Origin of the sequence: Bradyrhizobium liaoningense, from assembly GCF_018130955.1 — a bacterium.
GTDB lineage: Bacteria > Pseudomonadota > Alphaproteobacteria > Rhizobiales > Xanthobacteraceae > Bradyrhizobium > Bradyrhizobium liaoningense_C.
In genome coordinates, this window is sequence record NZ_JAFCJM010000007.1 from 133,313 (window position 1) to 157,648 (window position 24,336).

Consider the following 24,336-nt stretch of genomic DNA (forward strand, 5'->3'; position numbering starts at 1 on the left):
TTTTGACCGTTCTCATTCCGTGCTGGGGTCGCCGTTTATTCCCATTCAACGGACGGCGCTGCCTGTTGCCGACCCCAGTTGGCCTAGTTTGAATTGCTCGGTGGCCTGTTTTGTTTTTCTGGCGCATAAAGATGCATGCCAGAGTCTCATCATCGATCCTGTCCATGCGGCGCTGTTTACAGCCGCACCGAGGCGATGGCCCCTTCGCGGGAAATAGCCAGCTTCGAGTGCTCGGTTTGCGGCGCAACCATGGAATCGTGGAACACCGCTTGGGTGCCCACATATCGCTTGATAGCTGGCCCAGTTCGTCTGCCTCACAGTAGCAACTAGCGACACGCAGAGGCATTAGCGAGCGATGGCGGAGTCGTTCGGCAATTCGTTCACTATCGTTGAGGCGACCTCGGACGAGGTGCCATCCACAAAGCAGTTGTGGCTTGCCTTAGCCAAGCCTAGCCAGGCGTTGACATTGGTCCTCGCCGCCGTTCCCGAAGGCTGGACGGCGGAAGTTGTTCCAGCAATCCTCACGGAAAAGCAGCAAAAGATGTTCGAGGAACTAAACCTCGGCCCGGGTGACGTTTATAGGATCGATTCAGAGTAAGGCCACCTCAGTTGCCGGCCACTTTTACTTTCAGCCTACGGTGACTTCCGCTGCTAGCCCTTCAGCGACATCGGAAGATTGCTGCTTCTCCACCACTGTTCGGGCCTAATCGGAAATCGGTCGGCCAGCTCCTTTATGAGTACCAGGACCCTCGCGTACGCGCGCAAGAATTCGCGGAGGAGTACGACAATAACGTGCTGGGCGATGCCTTCGGCCCGCGCTCTACTCGTCGCTTCGCTCCTCACCGAGCCACCCTCCGGGTGTCTCGGCCCTTCGGGTAACGATCGCTATCGCGGGCCAAGTCGCAGCGGCTCTTTCGCAATGAATCGGTCACCTGTCGACGTGTTCGGGCAGGCGCTATTGGAAGCATCTACCGCAATGACCCGAACTGCGTTTCGTCGTAAATCGCCGAGTACCGAGTGTTTGTTGGCTTGGAATTTGGGGCTTGGGAATCAGCGACCGGGAGACGACGACTTTTGATCTCGTCGTAGGAAAGCAAAAAAGCGGGAGGGCAAGATAAAAGCACTGGCGCCACGGAGCGCCTAAGCCGTTGTCTGCACATCCAAGATTTGGCGCTCTCTGGATCTTCGCTGTCGCCAGGTGAGACCCAACGCAATGGCGAACTTGGGCAATTGCGTCTGCGTCTTGGCGAGCCCTCGTCGGCTTCACATATCGGCGTCTTCTCCAAACGTCGGATGCATGCCATGCGAGAGATCGAAGACGAATTCGAAGTGAAGCTCGGGCGGATCGGCAATCGCAGGACCAAGCGTGCGGCCAGCTATCTTCGACGGGTCCGCCAGGAGGCGGCCAAGGCCGGCGCCAGTGCGCGGCCAGGTTCGTCGTTCACTGGCGGCCGCATTGGCCGTGGCCACGCGCAGGGTGCGGTGTTGGCCGGGCGCGGACGAAGCCAGGGGCAACGCCGTGTCGTGATCAAGGCCCGAATCGTGCGGATCAAGTCAGGTGACACCGGTGCTGTGCGAGCGCACCTCCGCTACGTCCAACGCGACGGCGTCACGCGCGAGGGCGAGCCGGGGGAGCTATACGACGCCAGCAGTGACCGCGCCGATGGCAATAGCTTTACGGAGCGCAGCGCCGGCGATCGCCACCAGTTCCGGTTTATTGTGGCGCCGGAGGACAGCGCGGAGCTGGCGGACCTGAAACCCTTCGTCCGCGACCTCATGCGGCAGATGGAGCAGGACCTCGGCACCAGGCTCGAATGGGTCGCCGCTGATCATTTCAACACCGGCCATCCCCATACCCACATCGTCTTGCGCGGCAAGGATGACCGAGGAGACGACCTCGTGATCGCACGCGACTATATCGCTCATGGTTTCCGATCGCGGGCAGCGGAACTGATCACGCGAGAGCTCGGCCCTGAAACAGTGATCGGAGTCGCGCGCAAGCTCCAGCAGGAGGTCACGGCCGAGCGGCTCACGCGGCTTGACCGGAGCATCCTGCGAGATGCCTTTAGCGGAGCTCTTGAGCTGGGTGCGCTGTCTGGACGGGCGCCCGCCTGGCAAACGGCGCGGATCGGACGGCTGCGAACCCTGGAGCGGATGGGGTTGGCGGAGGAGACTGAACCGGGGCGCTGGCGGATCGACCCTGAGCTCGAGCCGAAGCTCAGGCGCATGGGGGAACGCGGCGATATCATCAAGACCATGCATCGCGAGATGGCAGCCGCAGGAGTTACGCGGGCGGCCAGCGACTACACGATCTTCGATCCGGAACGAAGCGCTCATCGCCTGGTCGGGCGGGTTGTTGGCGAGGGGTTTGCCGACGAACTGACGGAGCGCCGTTATGTCGTGATCGATGGGGTGGACGGGCGGACGCACTATGTCGAGATTGGTACCCTTCGCGCCGACGAAGAGCCGCCTGTCCGGAATACGATTCTGGAGCTCAGGGCGCGCGTCGCTGAACCGCGCGCAATCGACCGGACGATCGCAGAAATCGCCGCCCGCCATGGCGGCATCTACAGCGACCGTTTGCATCGGGAATTCGACCCGCAAGCGTCGGGCGAATTTGTCGGATCCCACGTGCGGCGCCTGGAGGCGATGCGGCGCGAAGGGATAGTCAGCCGTCTTGCCGATGGCAGTTGGAGCGCCGGGCAGGATTATCTGGACCGGGCGCTTCGATACGAGGAGCTTCAGCAATCGCGCAGTCCGGTCCGGGTCGCGGTGCTGTCGTGGCAAAGGCTTGAGGATCTGCCGCAGGCGCTGGGCGCAACTTGGCTTGATCGCAAGCTTGTTGGGAGGGAGACAGCTGAGTTCGCGTCGGCCGGCTTCGGCGGGGAGGTCGAGACCGCATTGCGAGCAAGGCGGCAATGGCTGATCGAGCAGGGGCTGGCGCGAGAGGAGGGTGGCCAGCTGCGTTTTGCGCGAAACATGCTTGAGACGCTCCAGGCCCGAGAGCTGTCGCGGACCGCGGCTGACATATCCGCGCGCACCGGCCTCGAACCTATCGACGTCAAGGCCGGCGACAAGATCGACGGCGTCTATCGGCGCATGCTGACGCTGAACAGCGGACGGTTCGCCTTGATCGAGCGGTCTCACGAGTTTGCGCTGGTGGCCTGGCGGCCGGTGCTGGAGCGTGCGCGCGGGCAATTGGTCACCGGTCAGGTCGGGGGCGAGGGCATATCCTGGTCGATCGGCATCAAGCGCGGGTTGGGCCTATAGATCTACGTAAGTCACTGATAAATATAGAAGTTATACTATTTTTGCGGAAATAGTATAACGGGCTTGCCCCTGCGGGGAATGGGTTATACTATTTTCGCGAAAATAGTATAACTGGGGTTCCCGGCATGACGTCCGCCCGCCTCGATATCACCTATCAAACGCTATATTCGGAATTGGCCCAGCGTAGCCTCGATGAAAGCTTCACCTCCGAATTCTCCTCGAATGGAAGATTCGTGGCCGTCGAGGTCAAGGACAAGAAATACTGGTACTTCGACACACCCAAGCCCGAGGGTGGTGGCCAGGATCGCCGCTACGTCGGTCCAGTGGACGATCCCGAAATCACCAAACGGGTTGAGGCATTCAAAGATTTGAAGGCCGACCTGAAGGGACGTCGCCGCCTTGTGTCCACGCTGACCCGCGAAGCCTATCTGCCGCGCCCCTTACCCATGGTTGGCCAAGTCGTGGAGCAACTGGCCAAGGCTGGCTTCTTCCGCATGAGGGGAGTGCTCGTCGGTACTGTGGCCTACCAATGTTACTCCGCCGTGCTTGGCCGACGCCTCGATGCGGTCGCCATGCAGACTGGTGATGCCGACTTTGCGCAATTCCACGAAATCTCGGTAGCCATCAAGGACTCCATACCTCCCATCCTGGAGGTACTTCGACAAGTCGACCAGACCTTTCGTGAGGTCCCAAGCCAAGCCGATGGCAGGGTTTCCACCCAATTCGTGTCGAGAGGCAACTTCAAGGTGGAATTCCTGACACCGAACCAGTGGTCCGATGATCAGGCAGGCAAGCCAGTTCCGATGCCGGCGCTCGGTGGTGCGGCGGCATTTCCGCTGCGCTTTCTCGATTACCTGATCTACGAGCCCATCCGTGCCGTGCTGCTGCACGGTGCAGGCGTGCCGGTTCTCATTCCATCTCCAGAGCGATATGCCATCCACAAGCTCATCGTCGGATCCCGCCGGAAGCAAGACCGCGACGGGACGGCCAAGAGCGCGAAGGATCGGCTTCAAGCCAGATCGATCATTGAAGCAATGATCGAGAACCGGCAGCACGCTGATCTTGCCTCCGCCTTCATGGAGGCATGGGATCGTGGTGACCAGTGGAGAGCTGCGATCCGCACCAGCATTGCAACCTATGACGATGACTTCCAGACGTTGCTCCGAACCGAATTTGCGAAGGGTGTATCCGAGTTCGGCTCCGATCCAGCCAATTACGATCTGGCAGACAAGTCCACCGGCGAGCCGGCTCCAACGCCAAAATGACCTTGGGGCAGGCCTAGTACCGGTCTCGAGCTTCCCTGCTCCAATATCGCCTCGACCAGCAGCAGCGGCAGCACAAGCCTGCATCAACATGATCGCCTCTGCCACGCGGGTGCTGCCGATGAAGATGCCGATATCGGCATGCCGATTACGTCCGCGTCACCGATCATGCTGGAGACCGCGCCTGGCCTAACATGACCGTGGCAGTGATCGGGCTGTCCACGCCTTGCTGGCTCTTATTCGCCAAATGGCATGTTGATCGCTGACCCGTCCGACCCATCGCGCCTGAGTACAATTAGACGCAGCTCAGTCTTACAGAATCGCATCGTGGTGCTTCATGGTCGTGCCGACTCGCGCATGGTCGCTATGGTGCTGAGCGCCAATCGCAAAGGCTCAGTGGGTGACATGGCAACGAGATGCAATTTGGGCCAAGTGTTCACGCGCTGTTGAGGCGCTCGATGACGCTGCGCTGACCTTGATCTTCAAGTCCGGCGCCTGATCAGACTTGATCAATCTCGCGCTCGCTGACAGCGCGACTTTTTATTTCGATTGAAGGCCTGCCGCATTCACCGTTTTCATCGCGCCGCTCACGTTGCGTGAGTATGGGGCGAGCGGGATGTTTCCAGCAAAAATCTATCTCGGTCAGATCACCGTCGTGCTCGGCATCGTCGTTGTGTCGACCTGGGGCGCGACGCAATGGACTGCCGCAGCTCTCGGATATCAGCAGCGCTTGGGTGAGCCCTGGTTCCTGATCATCGGCTATCGCGTCTATCTCCCTTGGCGGTTGTTCGAATGGTGGTTCGCCTACGAGGCCTATGCGCCCGAGATCTTTGAGGAGGGCGGAGCGATTGCGGCGGCTGGCGGCATCGCGGGCGCGCTCTTTGCGATCGTCAACTCTGTGTGGCGCGCGCGCCAAAGCCAATTGGTGACGACTTACGGTTCGGCTCGGTGGGCGACGTCGAAGGAAATCAAGGCGGCCGGCCTGTTCGCGTCCAAGGGCGTTTTCCTGGGGCGTCTCGAGAACAACTATCTGCGGCACGATGGACCGGAACACGTCATGTGCTTTGCGCCGACCCGATCGGGAAAGGGCGTCGGACTGGTCTTGCCTACATTGCTCTCGTGGACGTCGTCAGCCGTGGTGCACGACATCAAGGGCGAGAACTGGGAATTGACCTCCGGCTGGCGTTCGACCTTCTCGCATTGCCTTCTGTTCAATCCCACGGATGAACGGAGCGCCCGCTACAATCCGCTGCTGGAGGTGCGCAAGGGAGCCGCCGAGGTCCGCGACGTCCAGAACATCGCCGACATCCTGGTCGATCCCGAAGGGGCGCTCGAACGCCGCACCCATTGGGAAAAGACCAGTCATTCGCTTCTGGTCGGTGTCATCCTTCACGTCCTTTACGCCGAAGAGAAGAAGACACTAACCCGCGTCACCGAGATCCTGGCCGATCCGGCGCAGTCCTTTGAGAAGACGCTCCGGATCATGCTGGCAACCAATCACCTCGGCACCGAGGCCGAGCCGAAGGTACATCCTGTCGTCGCCGCGACGGCACGAGAACTGCTCAACAAGTCCGAAAACGAACGCTCCGGCGTTCTGTCAACCGCCGTGAGCTTTCTTGGGCTCTACCGCGATCCCGTCGTCAGCCGAAACACCGAATCTTGCGATTGGCGCATCGCCGACCTCGTGAGTGCCGATAAGCCGGTCACGCTCTACCTCGTCGTTCCGCCGTCGGACATCAGCCGGACCAAGCCGCTGATCAGGCTGATCCTCAATCAGATCGGCCGCCGGCTGACCGAGACGCTGAATACCAAGGCAGGCGACCGCAGGCACCGTCAGCTCCTGATGATGCTGGACGAGTTTCCTGCGCTTGGCCGGCTCGACTTCTTCGAGAGCGCGCTCGCCTTCATGGCCGGTTACGGCATCCGCGCCTACCTGATCGCCCAGTCGCTCAATCAGATCGCAAAGGCTTATGGCGAGAACAATGCGATCCTGGACAATTGTCACGTCCGCATTGCTTTCGCCGCCAATGACGAGCGCACCGCCAAACGGATTTCGGACGCCCTCGGCACCGCAACGGAACTACGTGCACAGCGCCGCAAGGGACTCGGATCATGGGCAAATACGACAGCGTCGTCGCCTTTGGCCAGAAGCGGGCGCTGGTCGTCTGGACGAGACTCATCTTGCCGAACGGCAATTCGATCGTGATCGAGAACCTTCCGGCCACAGACGTCGCAGGCTATGCCGGCCTTGAGGACGAGGTTGACTTCCATACGTGGCAGTTACTCAAAGGCGTCGCTCTGGCAACCCTGATCGGGGTGGGGACCCAGCTATCTATCGGCAACGACGAAAGTGATCTCGTGAAAGCACTGCGAGAAAGCACGCAGCAAACGACTAATCGTGCCGGCCAGCGCCTGGTGGAACGCGAGCTCGACGTGCAGCCGACGATCACGGTGCGGCCAGGTTGGCCGCTACGGGTGATTGTTTCGAAGGATCTCGTGCTGAAGCCCTACAAGGACGTTCAGACAATTGCGAAGGGCAGGTGAAGGGTGAAGCTGGCGAAACTGCCTGACCGGACACCGGTGAAGATGAGCGTCGTGCTTACGCCAAGCCTTGCGCAGCGGCTGCGCGAGTATTCCGTTTTCTATGCAGAGACCTACGGCAACAAGGAAGAAGTAACTGAGTTGATACCGTTTATGCTTGAAGCGTTTCTTGACAGTGACGCAGATTTTAAGAGAGGCGGCAAGAAGAGACACGGCGAACCAATGGGCACTGCATCCTGAGTGGCAATTCTGCGTTCCTATTTCGCCTTACCTCCGAGAAGACGGATCGTGCGCTCAACCGCCACGACGGATTTGTGAAGGCGGCCGAGCAATGTTCTCAGCTCTGCTTCCGTCGCCTCTTCCTTATGGAGATTATGGCTGGCCACGAACGCGTCCACCAGGTGGTCAATGGAGACGCTCGTTCGTGCCGAAAAGCAATCAGATGCCGGTCCAGTGACGGCGGAGGCAACCTGTCCGTCGTCCAACAAAGTGATTTCTACGGAAGCATTCTCGAGAACCGCGCGTTCGATCACTTGGGTAGGAATTTCGATCGAGGCTATCACGGTTCCGGTCGACGCATCACGGTAACCAACGGTTATAGTGTTTTGGCAGCACTTGGCGAAGGCGCCAAATGTCAGGTCCACCTGTTCTACTGACATCGCTCTCTGAACTTGCATCAGAAGTCGCCAGCGTAGTCGCTTTATGACTCATAGTCTATGGGCTGATTGGGTTGTTTCTCTCGATTTTCCTGCATGCGCTTGCAGGACCGAGTCGGCTTAAATATTCAGGAATTGCGCCGAGCAAAGAGACTCAGCCAGGAGGAGCTCGCCGATAGGTGCAAGGTCCATCAGACCTATCTGAGTGGCGTCGAAACGGGAAAGAGGAATCCCTCTCTTTTAGTGCTCGAGCGAATAGCTAGGGCTTTGGACGTCGACCCCGAGGAACTAGTTCGTCGTCGACGGCGGCGAACCGGCGGAGCCGGTGACTCTTAAACAGAAGATCCCAGATTCGAACCTTCGTGCGCCCACCAATCTCTCAGAAAAATCAGTAGATTGGCGAAGCAGCAGTGAAGAAGACCGGCCGAGACGAAAAACAGGACTGTGCGCCGGTGATTGACCGGCACGTTCCTCGAGGTGACCAGGGAGGAGCTCGAGAACGTCGCCCGGACCATCGAGGTCGACGAGTTCGTCGACAAGACCGACACCGATCCGCTACCTGATCTGCGCCTACTACCTCAAACCTGACGGCAACTGCGCGGTGCTATATGCGCAGCGCCGACCTGAGCTTGGCGAAAGCACGCGCGATCGTGATCCAGATTCGGCTGATCCAAGGCCGCTGCCGCTCGTCGTGAACGACATGACGCGCGATCTGATTGCGCATGACGGCCGACGCCTGGGCTGTCGAGAACGCAGGCAGCCACTCGATGTGGCCGCCCGCGATGATGTAGTGCGACTTGCAAGGCGCGTCGCAGACCGAAATCGAGGGCCGGACGGTGGGTGTGCCATTCTGAGCAGAGACTTGGTGGCTGTCAGGGACCAGCAGCATTACCCGATGTCCGCAGCCGCACGCGCAGGAGAGGGCCGCCACCTCGAACTCCTCGGAGTGATAGAGCACTCCCTGCGCAAGGTGCTTCGGCAAACGCTCGACGGCCTGGTAAGTGAAGCGCATCGCGGTCATGTTACTTGTCGATCTCCAGCGTCGCGGTGTCGAAGATGGCGCAGGTTGCCTCGTCCAGGCGTTCGAGCAGCTTGAAGTGCTGCTTGAACCTGATCACGGCCATGACGGCGTTGAGAGCGTTCAGCTCGGTGATTTGCGCCTGCTTGCGGTACTCATTGGCCTTGGCGTTCTCCGTTGGCAGCCGGGCAGTTCCGACGTTGTCGTCAAACGCCTTCCGGTCGGTACCGGTCACGCGGACGAATCCGGTAAGGCCGCCGACCGATCGATCGAGTCCCATGCCGCAGTCGACGTATGGAATGCCGCGCGTGCTGAACCAATCGACGATCAGGAGGCGGGCCGGGCCATCGTCGACGGACACAAAGACGAAGTCGAAGGAGTTCAGGCGTTCGATGTTGGCGGCGGTGATGCGCTCCGGAACCGGATCCAAGCCCGCGTGCCAGTTCCCATACTGACGGGCCAGAACGTTTACCTTGAGCTCGCCGATGGCGCGGGGAACGAAGCCCGGTATCCGGAAGATCGTGTGGACGTGCACCTTGTCGTCGTCGAACAGCGCGATGCGCTCGAGATGCGTCCTCGCGATGAAGTCCAGGATGTAGGATCCCGTGCCGCCGAGGCCGATGATCGCCACGCGCTTTCCACGCAGCAGGGAGGAGATGTCGTTCATATGGTACCTGGAGGACATCGTGTCCGGGAAGCGCAGGGGGCTGCCTTGCGCCGCCGCCTTCACGGCGATGCCGCGCAACGGCGTCGCATCCGGGTAGGCGGCGAGCGAGGGGCCGGTGATCGCGTCGAGATAGGTCTGCACCTTCTCTTCGAACGAGCGATAGGCGCGGTTCTCGCCGTTCTCCTGCAGCTTGAACGAGAACGACTGATTGGCGACGAGATCCGGAGTGATCGTCACAGGATTCGGTCCGCCGCCTAGCCTGATCTGGCGCCCTTGCTGGTCGAAGGGGCGGGTACCTCGCCACCATGCCTGATGATCGGACGGCGGGTCGATCACGGCGCCATTCAGGTCCAGGGGACTGGCCCAATCGCCATGCTGAAGCGCGCCCTGATCATCCAGATAGGGCAGGCCGTAGATGATGAAGTAGCCGCCCACAAAGCCGAGCTCGTAGCCGAGCTCCTCGAGATCCTTGACGAATGGATTATGACTCGCCAGTTCCGGCAACCCTAAAGCGCATGCCATCTTTCACCGTAACCTTCTGTCCAGGAGCCAAAGTGCCGCTCGGGTTCTCCGCGGGGCCGTGGGAATACTTCACGAGGTACTCGTTCGACGGGCTGCCGCCTCTGCCGAGATAGAGCTCGACGACCTGGGCGTACGAGATGTGCTTCTGGTCGATCTCGTGCTCGTCGGTGTTGACGAAGATCTCGAACACCTTCTGGCTGTAGAAGTGCTCGTCTTCCTTCAGGTGGATGGTCTCGCCGTCGCGAGGGATCGGCTTGTCTTCCTTGTCCCCATTGACCTCCCGGTACAGCCGCTCATGGGGCGGGATCTGGGCGAGCCCGTAGAGGGCTTCGCCAGTTGCGGGGTTGGGCGAGTCGTAGGGCTCGCGGTTGACGTGGATGCGCACCAAATGCGCGACGACATCGACAGACATTTCAGTACCTTCCTGCCTCGCGGCGCTTGCATTTCACGCACGGGGTTGTATAGCTGGTGTCCAGCCAGACAACATCCGGGCGGTTAAAAACGCCCAGTCCGCGCAACGGGTGAGGGCGTGTTGTCCAGCCAGACAACAGTATGATTGTGGCAAGATTTTGTCGGGAGGACGGATGCCGGAAACGGCGCTTGGGACCTGGTTGAAGGATCTGCGGGACCGCCGCGGCATGAGCTTGCGGGAGGTCGCTGAGCGCAGCCGCGTCGACCACGCCTACATCTACCGCCTCGAGACCGGCACGAAGGAGGCTCCCTCGGAGGAGGTGGTCAACAAGCTGATATCGGCGCTGACGCCACCGGCGCGCGACGCGGAGATACTGCGCTTCCTCGTCGACCACACCAACATCGACATCAAGCTCGTCGAGTTCGTCCGAGGCGATCCAAGCATCACCTTCGATCAGTTCCACATGCTGACGACGGTCGTAAACCGCGGTGCGCGCCCCGACTATGTGACCTCGCTCGCCCGCATCCGTAAATTCATGACGTAGGTCGGCAACATGATTGATGAACTCGGCATCGCTATCAAGGCGCGTGAGTTCATCAAGCGCTGTGGACCGTTGGCCCTGCCAGTTTCGGTCGATGGCTACGCCTCGCAGATTGGCGGGGAAGTGCTCAAAGAGGCGTTGGAGGAGAACGAGGACGCCTGGTCCTTCCGCGACAAGGGAGGCAAGTACCGGATCTGCGTGAATTGCACCCATAATGCGAGACGCCAGCGATTCAGCGTCTGCCACGAGGTGGCCCACGTCGTTCTCGAGATCACCTCCGATCATGTGACGCCGAGCTGGAGCTATTCGCGCCGCCCTCCGGGTGAGATCGCTTGCGACGTTTTCGCGGCCGAGCTGCTGCTGCCGTATCAGTTGTTCAAGCCGCGCGTCGACGGCGCCGACATGTCGATCTCGGCGATCGGCAGCCTGGCGGACGAGTTTGACGCGTCCCTGATCTCCACCGGCTCGCGTTTCGCGACCTTTTCTCGCGAACTGTGCGCCTTCGTCGTCTCCGAGGGAGGCAAGGTCCGGTACAGCGCCCGCTCTACCCGGCTTCGCGAAGCGAAGGGGTGGATCAGGCCAGGCTCGCCTCTGCCGACAGACTCCTACAGCGCCCGTGTTCGCGCCGGTGAAAGGCCGTCGGGGGCCGAGGACGCCGATCCAGATTCATGGTTCGAGGATTTGGCGCGGGATGGGGCGCTCTTCGAAGATGCGCTGCATTTGGGGCATTGGGACCAGACACTGACGCTGCTATGGTTGGACGACGAGCATCTATCGGCACCGGCCTCGGAACGAAAGCAGTGGGACGAGGACTCTTACAAGCTGCGCGAGCTCGACGGAGTGCTTCCGTGGCCTAGCGGGAAGAAGCGCAGGTAGATGGCAGCTTGTGCGGACAGGACGAAGTTAGGGTGCGCACCAAGCGTGTGGGCCAGCGTTTCGTCGCCCAGTAGCTACGTCGGTTATCCACGATCGACTTGCCTGTGCCCCGATGCCGCAGCTGCGGGGGAAGGACGCTCGGGCGGGTGCCCCCCGCGTGGCCGCTGCCCTTCTTCAGGAGTCGAGACCACGGCAGCAAAGAGGTAGGCTTTAATTCATCAAAGGGGCGAGTCCCGCCAGCAACGACGGTCAAGGGCGAACTTTGATGCGAAATGCCCGAAAATGTGAGCAAAATGATCGAACGCCGGGGCAAATTTGACAATTTTCGGGAATTTCCCATTATCTCCTGCCATACAAACGAATTCATTACCTGATTCGGCAAACAGCCCCAAAATGATGGAATATAGCGCTCCGGTCGAAAGCAACCTATCGAAAGCCGTCGTGGATACGTTCGCTGCGGATGTTGCCAACCAATTGAGCTATGTTCCTGGAGCGGACCTTTCGCCAATCGTCGGGAAGCTGGGCGGCAGAATAACCACCCAAAACGTTCTGGACTTCAATCGCGTGCCATCCGGTTCAATCCGGATTGATGCCCCCGGCAGGTTCGAGATCTTTTTGGCTGCACACACCGGACCCATGCGGGATCGATTTACGATCGCTCATGAACTCGGCCATTACGTGTTGCATTACCTTTATCCGAACCGCAACGGCCGCAAGGTCGAGAGACTAGAAGCTCAGCGTTATGGTTCAGGGCGCGTTGAGTGGGAAGCGAATTGGTTTGCCGCCGGATTTTTAATGCCGGTGGCACAGTTTCGAGAGCGCTACGGCCTGTTGCAAGGCTCCCATGCGGCGCTCGCAGCCGAATTCGGCGTTTCTCTCGAATCTATCAGGATCCGAATCCAGTCACTCGGTCTCACACGTTGAGTAAGACAGTGCGTTCATGGAAGCTGGGCCCTTCACGTCTACTCTCCGGATCTTTTTGAGCGTCGATATCGTCGGGTCGACAGCGTTCAAGCAGGCTGCAAAGGATCACATCCCCGAGCATTCGATTGGTGATGAACCGCCTCCTGCTGAGCCATGGTTCTCTCCAATAGCGCAATTTTACCGCGGCATTGAGCGAACGTTCGCACGCGAATGGGCCCTTTGTGTCGAATCGTCCCAGAAGCTCGGCTGGCCAACGGGCCCGGCGCCGGAACTTTGGAAGAGCGTTGGTGATGAACTGATCTACACCAAACGCCTCACCGATCACCGTGAAGCGCTCACCACGATCAATGCGTGGATGAAAGCCATTCAGTCATACCGAAAACGGCTGAGAGAGCAGTTCAAGTCGCTCGATCTCAAGACCACGGCGTGGGTCGCGGGATTTCCCGTGCACAACGCAGAAGTTGTATTCCGATCATCTGTTCAGGGACTGCGGGATGCCGAAGATGAAGACGATGAAGTATTCAGCAATCTTGCGCTGCTCAATGAATATTACAATAGCCCACGCAATCCAGAACTGACGAAGGATTTTATCGGTCCGGCGATCGATACGGGATTTCGCCTTTCGCAACTTTCAACGCCGCGACGCCTCGTCATTTCGGTTGAGTTGGCCTTGTTGCTAGTTCATGCCGTCCGAACACAGCCCCACGAATATGCATACGAGAGGCTCAGGTTCTTCTTTGAGGGACGACACAGCCTGAAGGGCGTCTTCGGAGGCCTACCATATCCCATATTTTGGATCGACATGCGTCCATCCCCTGAGCTCGAAGCCAGCGAAGACGAGCTCAACAACAAGAAGCCCCTCGGCACCGATACCGTCTTGAGCTTTTGTCATGAGTTCGTGAAGGCGAGCGATGGCTACTGTTTCACCCCGTATATCGTCGACAACATCGATCCTACGTTCAATCAAGTTCCTGACCATCACACGCGACGCTTGGCGGGGCTCAAAACATATTGGGAAAGAGAGGCCCAAAAGAGGTTGGATGAAGAGACCGCTGGACTCCAGATAACCGATGGAGTTTTGCAGACGTCTGACGAAGGTCTGAAGAAAATCCTGCGTGACCTCGAAGGGGGATCTTCTTCGCCGGACCAGTAGGACGTGTGTTTTGAGTGCGGCACCCATCGGAGCCGGGCTGGTGGCGTTGCCCCCCAATTATCCCATCATAACCAATGGGAATGGTTCGGAAGCGAACGCTGCGACGCCAATGGAGCCTTTGAGTCGGGGACAACGACTTTGGTTGGCTTGAAAGCCAGTTGCAACCACCGGTAAATAGCATCGACCGATGGACTGGGGGAACGAATGCCGCGATCGTTTTTCTTTGGCGCTTGTGCCGTTGCACTGACGCTCGCGTTTTTCATCGTGCCCTCCAGCGCCCAGCAGAACACTGCTCCAAGGGTGGGAGCTCCGGAAGCGCAGACTACTGCGCCCTTGCAGTCGCCACAGAAGATCGATGAAGCGTCGACCGGTGCAGGTGCAACGATTACTACTCCCAGTGATCCGCAAAAGCAGTGCGTAAAACCGGGCGAATTTGCCATCGAGCTTCGATCGGGCCGAAACCCGGTCGGGCCGCCCATTGTCATTGGCACTAACTTCATCCCGACCAATCAACGAGTCGACATCGGCGTTCGGGCGCCTTTTGTCGATGGCGTCCGCTACTTCGCCGGTATCGACTACGGCGACGACACCTATCTGTTCAAGCGGCAAGACGTCGTAACGCACCGCGCCACCGATTCCGACCCCCTGGTACAGAAGCGCCTGCTCGAGGCCGACCAGACGATAGTCACGCTGAACATGGGCGATGACCTGGCATGGTTCTGGAGCAGAGTCGATCTTTACCTCTACACCTGCAACAGTCCCGTGGGCCAATCCCCCTGGCGGGTCTCGTCCGTGACTGTCCGCCTGAGCCCCTACTGGCTTAGCGTTTTCGCCGTCATCGCAGAGGTGCTCGTACTGTACGTTTGGATCGCGTTTGCCCTCCGCAAGCAGGATCACACGTTCGGATCATTTCTCGGTGCGCTGAACCCCGCACAGGTGTCGGCCGGCCCGGACGGGAAGGGTAGCCTGTCGACGTTCCAAACGCTGGCCTTTTCGCTCGCAGTCGCCGCGCTAATCACGCTTCTACTGCTGCAGACAGGGACCTTGGTGGACCTCTCGGGGTCGATTCTGGCGCTGCTGGGCATCAGCGGGATTGGAGCCACGATCGCGAAGGGCACAGACACTCAGCGCAATGCGCTGTCGGCCGATAATAGGGCGTGGCTTCTTCGCCACGGCTGGATTCCAATGGCCAAGACCGTCGTCGACCCGTCAGGCGCCACGTGGCGCGACTTCTTCACCACCGACGGCGTGTTCGATGTGTATCGATACCAAAGCTTCATCTTTGGCCTGGTCGTCATCGGCGGGCTAGTCGCAGCCGGCGTCAATCAGCTTTCGACGTTCGCGGTCCCGAACACGATCCTTGGCATCGTTGGGCTCAGCCAAGTCGTCTACATCGGTGGCAAGCTCGTTACCCCGACCAACATTTCCGACCTGAATGCCGCGATAGCGGACCTTCGCGCGGCCGAACAGAAGTTGAAGGCAGCGGCTGTAGCGAAAAAGCAGGGGCAAGTGGCGAGCTTGGCGGAAGCCATTCCGCTGATTGGACAGGACGCTTACGACGCGTACCGGCAGAAGGCCAGAGATGTCGCGGCGATATTCGCGGATGCGACCGGCATTGTCGTCGTCGATGCCTCGCTTGAACCAGTCGTCGCTTAAGAGGGTTGAGGGAAATGGTCGAAAAGCCATTAGACGATACGAAGACCTATCCGCACATGGCGCACTGGTTCGACCCGGTGTTGCTGCTTCAGTTGCTCAACAATGTGGTCGTTTCGTCGATATTCGGACAATATGCCGATAGGCGCCTAATGATCGCAGCGCTGGACACAGTGCCGCCCGAAGAGCACGCGAGGAGGGCTGAGGAGTTTCGGACGCGCCTGAAGCCGGACGATGAGGGCGGAGTCTGGATCGATTGGGTCGCCGATCTCGGCGACGGCTTCGACAGCACCTACGCGGTGGCGAGCCTTCTGGCCAAGAAACAGTTGAAGGTTGGCGACGTCGACCTACCACGCGGAGAGGCGCTCGTCATGGGCGGCGACGAAGTATACCCAAAGGCCACTCGGCAGGCCTACACGCACCAGCTTTGGCAGCCCTACGCGTGGGCTGCTCCCGACTCCAATAAGAAGAACGACGCGGGAAGGCCGTTGCTCGCGATTCCCGGAAACCATGATTGGTACGACGGGCTGGTGCTCTTCCTCGCGCTATTTTCCCGCGAAAAGCCGTGGCATGTCGGTGCCTGGCGTTCCTACCAACGTCGCAGTTACTTCGCCGTACGTCTCTCCGAAACGTGGTGGCTGTGGGCGACCGACATCCAACTCGCCGACAACATGGACCAGCCTCAGTTTGACTATTTTAAGCATATCGCGGCGCATATGCCCGAGAACTCCAGGATCATCCTCTGCAGTGCCGAACCTGGCTGGTTGTACACGGACAGCAATAGAAACTCGTGGGAGATCATGGAGTACGCTGCCGGGATCGCGATGAACGCTGGGCGCGGACATACCATTCCGATATTGTTGTCCGGCGACACGCATCACTACAGCCGCTACGTCGGCAGGGACGATCGGCAGTACGTAACGTCCGGCGGAGGTGGGGCCTTTCTCCATCCGACGCACCAACTCGAGCAGGACGTCTCGGTGCGCCTCGTCGACCATCGCGAGGCACTGAAGCTCGGCACCATGCCGGATCCAAACGATCCAAAGAAGACCACGGCGGCGGCTTACCCGTCGTTCGCGACGAGCCGGGCGCTGACCCTACGGAACGCCTTCTTCGCATTCACGAACTGGGACTTCTCGCTGCTGATGGGGGGCATCTACTTCCTCTTCGCGGTGCTGATCTCGCTGCGGGACCGGCCGGACGTCTATGCGCTAATCGCCGCGGTCTTTGGCGCTTCCCTGATCGGGTACACAATCAAGCAGGAGGTCTCGACCAGGTTCAAGATCTGGTCCTCAAGCGCCGTGCATGCGGCGGCCCACGCAGCCGTGCTCATCTGTGCTGCGCGGTACGCGATCGCCTTCAATAACCAACATTTCGCGTGGAATGGCGAGTGGTGGGAAGTGTGGAAGTGGTTCGGCCTGCTTGCCGCGGAGATGGTTGCGGTGGGTTTCCTGATCGGGAGCACGCTGTTCGGCCTGAACATGATGTTGACTTGTCTATTGCTCAGGATGAACCGAAATGACGCGTTCAGCTCGCTTCGGATCGGGGCGTACAATAACTTCCTTCGTATCCGGCTGACAAACGATGGCTTCGACATGTTTGCCATCGGACTTGAGAAGGTGCCCCAGCGGGGCGACTGGATCGCCAACTCCAAACACAATAAAGACGCGCCCGATTCTGAGATTCCGGTCTTCGTTCCCAAAACCGATCTCAAGCCGCATCTGATCGAGCAGGTCTCGCTCCGCTTCGGTCCAAAGCAAGCCGGTCCCATCGCTTAGTCTCGCGCGGGGCTGCTGATTATCTCTCCATGGACAACGAGCGCTGACAGGACCGATTCCAGTTCACCGAACCTTCGGCGTTCGTGGCTTCGGCCGACTTGAGTGTTGAGGGAAAAATTTTGTCCGATGCAGGTCGCGCTCCGAAGCTGGCGCCATCGAACTCAAGCGCCGCTTTCCCAAGATTCAGATCAGGCTCTACGACGCCGACGCCCAAACCCGGTTCGATCCCGGCCCATCCTTCGTCCGCCAGTCGGTTGAAGGTGCCTTCCAGAACTCGAACGGTGGTGGCCACGCGGTCTAAGGCCAGGTGTTATCGTACAATTTCAACAAATGAGGGAATATATCGATTCCCTCTACATCAAATTGTATTAGGCGGCCCCGGTCAAGCGATCGCGAAGATCGATCACAGAGTCTAATGGGTTCCCAGTTCGAAGGCTGGGCTCTTAGGCGCTCGCTTCCTTAATCCAGGGGGCGCCGTCATGGCTTCGTTCTTTGTGGCTTGAACTCATCGGCCACGATTGCAAGGCGGGTAGGTCCCAACCAGCGAGGCGACAAATTGCTCCATCGAGGGCTGTGTGGTCTTCGGCAGTCTGGGGAGGTCTTCAGGTCTAAGGTTCTGTGGCGCGACCGCGTAATCGATCGAGCGTCGGCCAGGACGAGCGCTCGCCACTGCGACGGCACGGACCATCCCGAATTCATCAAGGCTCTCGACAAGGTCGTCCGCCTCCTATCCTTACCGCAATGCGAATGGATGTCGCCGCGGGGCGGCAGCAATGAAAGCCGCGATGGGACCTTCGTACGGCGCGTGCTGTCCAGCCGGTCAGAGCGCGAGAACGGGCGGAGGCCGCAGCGCTATTTTTTCTGAAGTTCCGTTATCCACAACCAAAAGAAGGTCCCACGGCTTGAAGTTGCGGACGCTCTTCCTAGTTTTTTGTGTTGGGTAGGGGGACAAAATGCGCGAACACGAATACGCGTTGCTCGGTGCAATGAACCGAGCTCATGTTGGACGATATCTCGGCTTGGTGTCGGCCGCTGCATCCGCGCTGATCGTCTATATTTTGTTGTCGGCCGTCGACATCGCTCATCGCTTTGGCTGGAACGTAACGCTGACGCCTTCGATCCTCTCGCTCGTCGGCGCCGCGACAGTCTTTACGGCGCTCTATTGGTTGTTCGACCGATTTGCCTGGAAGTGGCGCTTTCTCAAGCTCGTCATCAAAGTACCGGACATCGCCGGTCAGTGGGACTGCCAAGGTCAGACCATCAATCCCGATGGTTCTCAGGGCCATAGCTGGCGAGCGACGATTACGATCCTTCAGAGCTGGGATCGGATCAGGGTTCTGCTCAAAACAAATCAATCGGGATCGAACAGCATTTCGGCCGCGCTTATTTGTGACGACGCGGATGCCTATCGCCTTCTCTACCACTACCGCAATGTACCCCGAATCGATGAGGTCGATCTCCAGAGTCACCTTGGTTTCGGCGAACTGGTCTTTGGGCGCGATTTAGGTTCGGCCGAGGGTGAGTATTTCAACGGTCACGGCCGCAATACGTTCGGTACGATGAAGCTGACGAGGATCTGATGGCTCGCAACATTGGAAATCGACTAACCAAACTGGAGCAACGGCGGAAAGGTACAGACCGCTTGACGCGGGTCGCGCAGGACTCGCGACCGGACATCATCACGAAAAGTCTCCAGGCTGAATCGTGGCAAGGCCGTGCGCGGAGCCAGTCTTACACACGTTATGCTTTGGGGGCTATGCAGGAAGTCGGGCCGGACTATACTCGGATCAGCATCGAGACCGCCCAGCGGGTCGGTGCCCAGCTCAAGTCAGGTCTGGAAACTGCTGGCATCTCGGCAGAGTTCCGTTTGCAGGGGTCTGTGCCGCTCAACGTTCATATCCGCGGCGTCAGCGACGTCGATCTGCTGACATTGGATTTAGGCTTACTCACTTATTCAACAATGGGGGCGCTGAGCATGCGTGGCGGATACTATTCCTCCGTCCCAACCCCAAAAACGTCGATCGGCGAACTGTTCAAGCTCAGGGTCGAAGCCGAAAAAATCCTGAAGAACAGATATCCTGCGGCGACCGTCGATACCTCGGGCGGTAAGGCGATCAGTGTCTCAGGCGGATCTCTCGCGCGGCCGGTCGATGTCGTGCCGAGCCATTGGCATGACGGACATGAGTACCAACTCTCTCAGCAGGAGCACGATCGAGCGGTCACGATCTTAAATAAGAAAGTGCCGGAAACCATCGACAATCTCCCCTTCCTTCACATCAAGAGGGTCGGCGAACGCTGCGATAGCGTGTTTGGCGGACTGCGCAAGGCGATCCGGCTCTGCAAAAACGTGAAAGCCGATGCGATCGAAGAAGGAACCGCGATCAATTTTCCAAGCTTCGATATCGCGGCTACGATGTATCACGCAGACCAAGACGCTCTAAAGGTGGGTTCTTTCTATGAGTTGAGAATCCTGGGTGAGGTGCAGCGCTTTCTCGACGTGCTTTTCCATAACGAGACGTACGCCAAAACACTTCGCGTACCGGACGGTTCTCGGATCATCTTCGACACGCAGGAAAAGTACGAGGGTATGAAGCGGCTGTCGGTCGAGATCGACGATCTCATGAAAGAGGTCGCCAAGGAGCAAGTGCCCTTCCTGCATATCCCGATTGGGCAGGAATTGACCAAGAGCCGCGACGCGATTTGGTCTGTACAGGTGCCTTCCTAACCGGCGCCAAACGTCCTTGGCCAACCCATACTCGGCTCTTCGTTTACCCCCCGCTTTCGCGCTTACCGGAGGTCGCATCTCTTCTGGCGGTCGCCCGAGAGTGGCTTACGAATTTACAAGATTGCAGTTTCCGCTGAATTTTGATTTGTCAGCAGTATTGTCCTAAATCCCAAGGTTGCGCTACCGTTTTTGTGCATAAGTCTGCAAATTTTTAGAAAAATCTCCTGCGTTCCTCTTGAACAGTTCCATGACGTTCCCAAATCGTTCGCACGAAATGGGGATCACTCGCGCGAGGCCCTCCCAATCGTCAAGTCGATAACGACCGCCCCGTAAGGGGGGCCGAACGCAGGAGCATGCCTTGCCTTACGAGATCGATTTTTTGCGCGCAGGTGACAGCAACGGCGACGCCATCATTCTTCGCTGGGGAGCCACGAAGGAGGGTCCGTTTTCGATCAACATCGTCGATGGTGGCTTTGCTGATACCGGCGATCAAATCATTGAACACGTCGAGCGCTATTACGCGAAGCCCGCCAACATTGCCAATGTCGTGCTTTCCCACGCGGACAACGATCACGCGACCGGTCTCATAAAGGTACTCGAGCATCCTCGGTTCACCATAGGCACGCTCTGGATGAACCGTCCCTGGGACTATGTCGATGAGGTGATCGACAGTTTCCATGGCGCCTATACGCGCGAGGGCTTGATCAAGCGGATGCGCGAGATGCATCCATACCTCGTCGAGATGGAGGAGATCGCGAAACGGCGCGGCATCGCCATCCAGGCGCCGCTTCAGGGTACTGTGATTGGATGCTTCACCGTGCTTGCACCAAGTCGCACCCGTTACGTCAGCCTCATTCCCGATCTGGATAAGACGCCGACCGCCTATGGCAGCGCCCTCAAGGGCGGCTTTGGAAGCGGATTGGTCAAGGCCATCGTCTATGTCGCCGAAAAGATCCTTGAGCGGCTTGATTTCGAGACGCTCGACGACAAGCCCTCGGCAACATCAGCTTCCAACGAGACCTCGGTCGTGCAGTGGGCCTTGATCGACAATAAACGCATCCTCCTGACCGCCGATGTGGGCCCTGAAGGGCTTGCCGAAGCAGCTCAGTATGCCGAGGACACTAGTCTCACGATCCAGCCCGATATTATGCAGATCCCGCACCACGGCAGCCGACGCAACGTTACTCCTGCGGTCCTCAACCGATGGCTTGGCGATTATCCGGCGTCCTATCGGGGAGACGCGATCGCCTCGATCGGCAAAAATGCCGACATCTATCCGCGCAAGAAGGTGACCAATGCCTTCACGCGGCGCGGTTACAGCGTCTACGCCACGCGCGACGGCTGGATCAACTTCTACAACGGGTATGATCGCCGCGCGAACATGGGCAATGCCCAAGTCGTCCCCTTCAACCCCGATGTTGAGGATGACTAGGACCATGCTCAAGTTCGACAAATACACGTTGTTTGCGCGGTTGGTCCCGGCCATCATTGCTGTTGCTCCTGCCATCGCATTGACCTGGGCGGTGATGACATCGGGCGCCGAGCTCAAGCTGGTGCACGGTATTGCCGGCACCGCGCTCGCTGTCTTGCTTTGGGCTTTTGCTGACGCCACCCGGCGGCGCGGTAAAGCCATCGAGCCCAGCCTGATCGAGGGGATGGGAGGGTTGCCCAGCATCACAATGCTCCGGCACCGGGATCCGACCTTCGATGCGGCGACCAAGACGCGAATGCTGGCATTCCTGGCCGCAAAGGTTTCTTCGGCTGCTCCGACGCTAGAACAGGAAGAACAGGATCCAAACACCGCGGATGCCTTCTACAAGCAAGCAGGGGACTGGCTTCGCGAGAACACGCGCAACAAGAAGAAGTTCGACATCCTCTTCCATGAAAACATCAGCTACGGTTATCGCCGTAACCTCTATGCCTTGAAGTGGCCCGCGCTGGCGCTCAACGTCATGATCGTGGTGGGGTGCGTGGTGCAATATGTCTACCACTGGCCGGCATCGACAGAGCTGGGTCTACTGCCGGTGTTCGTCATCGCCATTCTGCACGCCTGCTACCTCCTTGCCTACTCGACGCGGGCGGCCGTAACCGAGGCCGCCCGCACCTATGCGCGGCAGCTGCTCCTCAGCTTTGAATCTCCGCATCTGCAAAAGAATGAAAAGAAGGAGCCGGCAGTCGCGCCGCGTACGAGGCGTAAGCGAGCCTTGACGGACGGCAAGCCGATAGAAGCGGAGAAGCAGGAATGACGATCATTAAGAGCTTTGCCGTCGGTAACGGCGATACTTTTTACATCAAGCATAACTCGGACAATTTCACGATCATCGATTGTGATCTCAATGATGAGAATGCCGACCGGATTATTGAAGAGCTCCTGGCGCAATCGGCACACAAGGGCGTGTCGCGATTTATCTCGACACATCCCGACGACGATCATTTCGGCGGTATCGAACGGCTTGATGCGGCGATGCCGATCCGGAATTTCTACGTCGTGAGGAACGGCGTCATCAAGGACGACGAAACCGCCTCGTTCAAGCACTATTGCAAACTGCGCGATGATCCAGGCAAGGCGTTTTACATCGAGAAGGGCTGCGTCCGCCGCTGGATGAACCAGGATAACGACGAGCGCGGCTCCTCGGGGATACGGATTTTATGGCCGGACACCTCGAATGAACACTTCAAGGACGCGCTTGCTGATGGCGAGGCAGGCCTCAGTTACAACAACATGTCAGCGGTCATTCGCTACAACATGGTGGACGGCGCAAGCTTTCTGTGGCTCGGCGATCTTGAAACGGACTTCATGGAAGCGATCACGGACGACATCAACCTGACGAAAACGACGGTGGTGTTCGCCGCGCATCATGGGCGCAAGTCAGGCAAGATCCCCGATCGTTGGCTTGAGAAGCTCGATCCACAGATTATCGTGATCGGCGAGGCGCCTTCCCGGCATCTTCACTACTACACCGGATACACAATCATAACCCAGAACAGAGCTGGCGATATCACCTTCGATCTCTTGGACGACAAGGTGCATATCTATGTGTCCAATGCGAACTACTCACACAAGAAACTGGCGGACGAGAAGCAGAGCAGATTTCCAAACTATGTCGGCAGCATCACGGTCGAAACCGAATACACCCTAAAGCCCGCCAAATATTACATCACGTAAGGCCACCCACCCCGAGCAAGCAGAGAGTAACAATGGCAAAGAACGAATTCTTCGTCGAACAGCGCCCGGATGGGCGTTACAATGTGTTGCGTCCCAATGCGGATCGCGCGAGCGCCACCACCGATACGCAGGCCCAAGCGATTGAAAGGGCCAGGTCGATGGATCCTGAAGCTGCGATTCATGTCGAGCGCGTGCGCGATATCGGGCCCGGCCGCGATAAGTGGCGAAGGATTTAGCCTTATCCCGGTAAGCGGTCGCGCGACCGGATTGCGTCCGTGTTACCATGAGTTCTTGCCAATATCGATGCCGATCACGGCGATTGCGCAGTTGGATTGCTGAGACATGGCGGGCTCCTTGTCTTCGCTGCCCCGGGCCCAGCTTTGCACGCTGTCGGGGTCGGAGCACGGCCGGACCATCCCATTGGGGGACACGATTCCTCGCGCAAGACGTTGCTGATTGGAAGAGCAAGTTCTTTCGCGAACGCGATCGCCAAGGAAACTGGATTGATTACCACGCCGCCGGTACTGGCAAGCTTCAATTGGTGCCCGACGCCGAGACCCGCAAGAAGCTCGAAGAGGACTACATTGCGATGGTCGAGGCTGGCTCGCTTTTTGGTGAGCCTGAGTCCTTTGACGAGCTCATGAAACGCTGCGAGAGTCTGCAGAACCGCGCTAACGGCGTGCCGCAACCGCCCGGCTGCGATCATCTTACCTAGCACGGCTGCATTTTAGGTGCTGAGCAAGAACGGGACGGCGTCCCCGACGCATCAAGGGCAATGCTGGCAGTGCGGGGCGTATCCCCATTCTTCCGCGTCTGGATGTCCCGTCCGGCCTTGTGCACGACGGGTCCCCGCGCTGGGACGCGCCCACCCCACTCATTGGCGCGGGCCCAGTTCCGGTTGCATGCGCAACCGCTGAGGTCTGGTTCTGTCGAGCAGAGGGCAGCGCGACTACCTTGCCGCTAGTAGACAGCCAACTCGAACATCATTCCGACAAGAGTAAATTCTACAGTGATCTCAACGGGCAAAAAGGCTGCAAATTGTCGGAATGCGCTTTGAAAGAACAGCGAAAATTCGAAGACTTCCAAGCTGAAGACGAGGGTGCCATGTCCACCGAAGTGTTGGTCCGTACGGCAGAGCTGAAAGGCTCCTTTAGCAGTTGATCTGGACCTTT

The 24,336-nt window shown here is 58.8% G+C and carries 23 protein-coding genes and 3 pseudogenes; 21 read left to right on the top strand and 5 right to left on the bottom strand.

The genetic code is table 11. The features are described 5' to 3' along the window. Positions 1–355: 355 nt before the first annotated feature. The 6 genes and pseudogenes from JQ632_RS08285 to JQ632_RS08310 all read left to right on the top strand — a co-directional run bounded on the left by JQ632_RS08285 (position 356) and on the right by JQ632_RS08310 (position 7,313). A complete protein-coding gene (locus JQ632_RS08285; protein WP_212401806.1) occupies positions 356–598 on the top strand; it encodes a hypothetical protein in 243 nt (80 codons plus the stop codon). A 704-nt stretch (positions 599–1,302) separates the two neighbouring features. Beyond that, positions 1,303–3,270, top strand: a complete 1,968-nt coding sequence (gene rlxS, locus JQ632_RS08290) for a relaxase/mobilization nuclease RlxS (RefSeq protein ID WP_212401807.1) — start codon at positions 1,303–1,305, stop codon at positions 3,268–3,270. Between the two features lie 125 nt (positions 3,271–3,395). Beyond that, positions 3,396–4,535, top strand: a complete 1,140-nt coding sequence (locus JQ632_RS08295; RefSeq protein ID WP_212401808.1) for a GSU2403 family nucleotidyltransferase fold protein — start codon at positions 3,396–3,398, stop codon at positions 4,533–4,535. Between the two features lie 613 nt (positions 4,536–5,148). After that, positions 5,149–6,627: pseudogene (traG, locus tag JQ632_RS08300) on the top strand (IncP-type conjugal transfer protein TraG); the annotation flags it as partial. Continuing rightward, positions 6,624–7,076, top strand: a pseudogene (locus JQ632_RS08305) (TrbI/VirB10 family protein); the annotation flags it as partial. The pseudogenes traG and JQ632_RS08305, both read left to right, overlap by 4 nt. A 3-nt stretch (positions 7,077–7,079) precedes the next feature. Continuing rightward, positions 7,080–7,313, top strand: a complete 234-nt coding sequence (locus JQ632_RS08310; protein WP_212401809.1) for a DUF2274 domain-containing protein — start codon at positions 7,080–7,082, stop codon at positions 7,311–7,313. A 17-nt stretch (positions 7,314–7,330) separates the two neighbouring features. On the opposite strand, the gene JQ632_RS08315 is transcribed toward JQ632_RS08310, so the two are convergent. Then, positions 7,331–7,750: a hypothetical protein gene (locus tag JQ632_RS08315; protein ID WP_212401810.1), complete on the bottom strand. Its 420-nt coding sequence runs from the start codon at positions 7,748–7,750 to the stop codon at positions 7,331–7,333. A 75-nt stretch (positions 7,751–7,825) separates the two neighbouring features. On the opposite strand from JQ632_RS08315, the gene JQ632_RS08320 reads away from it, so the two are divergent. After that, positions 7,826–8,065: a helix-turn-helix domain-containing protein gene (locus JQ632_RS08320; RefSeq protein WP_212401811.1), complete on the top strand. Its 240-nt coding sequence runs from the start codon at positions 7,826–7,828 to the stop codon at positions 8,063–8,065. 126 nt (positions 8,066–8,191) lie between these two features. Continuing rightward, positions 8,192–8,321 (top strand): annotated as a pseudogene (locus JQ632_RS08325) (Ku protein); the annotation flags it as partial. A gap of 12 nt (positions 8,322–8,333) precedes the next feature. On the opposite strand, the gene JQ632_RS08330 reads toward JQ632_RS08325, so the two are convergent. From JQ632_RS08330 to JQ632_RS08340, 3 genes are read right to left on the bottom strand one after another with little or no spacing between them, the layout of a single operon-like run. Then, a complete protein-coding gene (locus tag JQ632_RS08330; protein WP_212401896.1) occupies positions 8,334–8,750 on the bottom strand; it encodes a DUF6527 family protein in 417 nt (138 codons plus the stop codon). A 1-nt stretch (position 8,751) separates the two neighbouring features. Beyond that, on the bottom strand, positions 8,752–9,918 hold the full coding sequence (locus JQ632_RS08335) for a ThiF family adenylyltransferase (protein WP_212401812.1): 1,167 nt from the start codon (positions 9,916–9,918) through the stop codon (positions 8,752–8,754). Beyond that, complete coding sequence (locus tag JQ632_RS08340; protein WP_212401813.1) at positions 9,896–10,348, bottom strand: multiubiquitin domain-containing protein; 453 nt, start codon at positions 10,346–10,348, stop codon at positions 9,896–9,898. The genes JQ632_RS08335 and JQ632_RS08340 overlap by 23 nt, the downstream gene beginning before the upstream one ends. A 172-nt stretch (positions 10,349–10,520) precedes the next feature. On the opposite strand from JQ632_RS08340, the gene JQ632_RS08345 reads away from it, so the two are divergent. The 6 genes from JQ632_RS08345 (at position 10,521) to JQ632_RS08370 (ending at position 17,273) form a co-directional block, all read left to right on the top strand. Further along, entirely contained in the window at positions 10,521–10,892 is a 372-nt protein-coding gene (locus tag JQ632_RS08345; protein ID WP_212401814.1) for a helix-turn-helix transcriptional regulator, read from the top strand. Positions 10,893–10,901: 9 nt separating this feature from the next. After that, positions 10,902–11,765, top strand: coding sequence for an ImmA/IrrE family metallo-endopeptidase (locus JQ632_RS08350; RefSeq protein ID WP_212401815.1), 864 nt, complete (start codon positions 10,902–10,904; stop codon positions 11,763–11,765). 393 nt (positions 11,766–12,158) lie between these two features. Beyond that, positions 12,159–12,689, top strand: a complete 531-nt coding sequence (locus tag JQ632_RS08355; RefSeq protein WP_249151589.1) for an ImmA/IrrE family metallo-endopeptidase — start codon at positions 12,159–12,161, stop codon at positions 12,687–12,689. Between the two features lie 55 nt (positions 12,690–12,744). Continuing rightward, on the top strand, positions 12,745–13,842 hold the full coding sequence (locus JQ632_RS08360; protein WP_212401816.1) for a hypothetical protein: 1,098 nt from the start codon (positions 12,745–12,747) through the stop codon (positions 13,840–13,842). A 204-nt stretch (positions 13,843–14,046) separates the two neighbouring features. After that, entirely contained in the window at positions 14,047–15,498 is a 1,452-nt protein-coding gene (locus JQ632_RS08365) for a hypothetical protein (RefSeq protein ID WP_212401817.1), read from the top strand. A 14-nt stretch (positions 15,499–15,512) separates the two neighbouring features. Further along, entirely contained in the window at positions 15,513–17,273 is a 1,761-nt protein-coding gene (locus JQ632_RS08370) for a metallophosphoesterase (protein WP_212401818.1), read from the top strand. A gap of 19 nt (positions 17,274–17,292) precedes the next feature. Here the strand turns inward: JQ632_RS08370 and JQ632_RS08375 are convergent, their stop codons facing one another. Next, a complete protein-coding gene (locus JQ632_RS08375) occupies positions 17,293–17,565 on the bottom strand; it encodes a hypothetical protein (RefSeq protein WP_212401819.1) in 273 nt (90 codons plus the stop codon). A gap of 661 nt (positions 17,566–18,226) precedes the next feature. Between JQ632_RS08375 and JQ632_RS08380 the strand changes: the two genes are divergently transcribed. From JQ632_RS08380 to JQ632_RS08410, 7 genes are all read left to right on the top strand, one after another. After that, entirely contained in the window at positions 18,227–18,853 is a 627-nt protein-coding gene (locus JQ632_RS08380) for a hypothetical protein (RefSeq protein ID WP_212401820.1), read from the top strand. Then, positions 18,853–19,998: a hypothetical protein gene (locus JQ632_RS08385; RefSeq protein WP_212401821.1), complete on the top strand. Its 1,146-nt coding sequence runs from the start codon at positions 18,853–18,855 to the stop codon at positions 19,996–19,998. The genes JQ632_RS08380 and JQ632_RS08385 overlap by 1 nt, the downstream gene beginning before the upstream one ends. 358 nt (positions 19,999–20,356) lie before the next feature. Beyond that, the gene (locus JQ632_RS08390) at positions 20,357–21,430 is read left to right on the top strand and encodes a ComEC/Rec2 family competence protein (protein ID WP_212401822.1); all 1,074 of its coding nucleotides are present in this window, start codon (positions 20,357–20,359) and stop codon (positions 21,428–21,430) included. Between the two features lie 4 nt (positions 21,431–21,434). Next, a complete protein-coding gene (locus tag JQ632_RS08395) occupies positions 21,435–22,244 on the top strand; it encodes a hypothetical protein (protein ID WP_212401823.1) in 810 nt (269 codons plus the stop codon). Continuing rightward, positions 22,241–23,164 carry a ComEC/Rec2 family competence protein gene (locus JQ632_RS08400; RefSeq protein ID WP_212401824.1) on the top strand — a complete coding sequence of 308 codons (924 nt, stop codon included), beginning with the start codon at positions 22,241–22,243 and terminating at the stop codon, positions 23,162–23,164. The genes JQ632_RS08395 and JQ632_RS08400 overlap by 4 nt, the downstream gene beginning before the upstream one ends. Positions 23,165–23,196: 32 nt before the next feature. Beyond that, a complete protein-coding gene (locus JQ632_RS08405; protein WP_212401825.1) occupies positions 23,197–23,400 on the top strand; it encodes a DUF2188 domain-containing protein in 204 nt (67 codons plus the stop codon). 305 nt (positions 23,401–23,705) lie between these two features. Beyond that, a complete protein-coding gene (locus JQ632_RS08410) occupies positions 23,706–23,879 on the top strand; it encodes a hypothetical protein (protein ID WP_212401826.1) in 174 nt (57 codons plus the stop codon). Positions 23,880–24,336: the final 457 nt, after the last annotated feature.

Bases quoted from the DNA above. Each gene is read 5' to 3' on its own strand.
- JQ632_RS08285 (WP_212401806.1), top strand. From the start codon at position 356: ATGGCGGAGTCGTTCGGCAATTCGTTCACTATCGTTGAGGCGACCTCG.
- rlxS (WP_212401807.1), top strand. From the start codon at position 1,303: ATGCGAGAGATCGAAGACGAATTCGAAGTGAAGCTCGGGCGGATCGGC.
- JQ632_RS08295 (WP_212401808.1), top strand. From the start codon at position 3,396: ATGACGTCCGCCCGCCTCGATATCACCTATCAAACGCTATATTCGGAA.
- JQ632_RS08315 (WP_212401810.1), bottom strand. From the start codon at position 7,750: ATGCAAGTTCAGAGAGCGATGTCAGTAGAACAGGTGGACCTGACATTT.
- JQ632_RS08320 (WP_212401811.1), top strand. From the start codon at position 7,826: ATGCGCTTGCAGGACCGAGTCGGCTTAAATATTCAGGAATTGCGCCGA.
- JQ632_RS08330 (WP_212401896.1), bottom strand. From the start codon at position 8,750: ATGACCGCGATGCGCTTCACTTACCAGGCCGTCGAGCGTTTGCCGAAG.
- JQ632_RS08340 (WP_212401813.1), bottom strand. From the start codon at position 10,348: ATGTCTGTCGATGTCGTCGCGCATTTGGTGCGCATCCACGTCAACCGC.
- JQ632_RS08345 (WP_212401814.1), top strand. From the start codon at position 10,521: ATGCCGGAAACGGCGCTTGGGACCTGGTTGAAGGATCTGCGGGACCGC.
- JQ632_RS08350 (WP_212401815.1), top strand. From the start codon at position 10,902: ATGATTGATGAACTCGGCATCGCTATCAAGGCGCGTGAGTTCATCAAG.
- JQ632_RS08355 (WP_249151589.1), top strand. From the start codon at position 12,159: ATGATGGAATATAGCGCTCCGGTCGAAAGCAACCTATCGAAAGCCGTC.
- JQ632_RS08365 (WP_212401817.1), top strand. From the start codon at position 14,047: ATGCCGCGATCGTTTTTCTTTGGCGCTTGTGCCGTTGCACTGACGCTC.
- JQ632_RS08370 (WP_212401818.1), top strand. From the start codon at position 15,513: ATGGTCGAAAAGCCATTAGACGATACGAAGACCTATCCGCACATGGCG.
- JQ632_RS08380 (WP_212401820.1), top strand. From the start codon at position 18,227: ATGCGCGAACACGAATACGCGTTGCTCGGTGCAATGAACCGAGCTCAT.
- JQ632_RS08385 (WP_212401821.1), top strand. From the start codon at position 18,853: ATGGCTCGCAACATTGGAAATCGACTAACCAAACTGGAGCAACGGCGG.
- JQ632_RS08395 (WP_212401823.1), top strand. From the start codon at position 21,435: ATGCTCAAGTTCGACAAATACACGTTGTTTGCGCGGTTGGTCCCGGCC.
- JQ632_RS08400 (WP_212401824.1), top strand. From the start codon at position 22,241: ATGACGATCATTAAGAGCTTTGCCGTCGGTAACGGCGATACTTTTTAC.
- JQ632_RS08405 (WP_212401825.1), top strand. From the start codon at position 23,197: ATGGCAAAGAACGAATTCTTCGTCGAACAGCGCCCGGATGGGCGTTAC.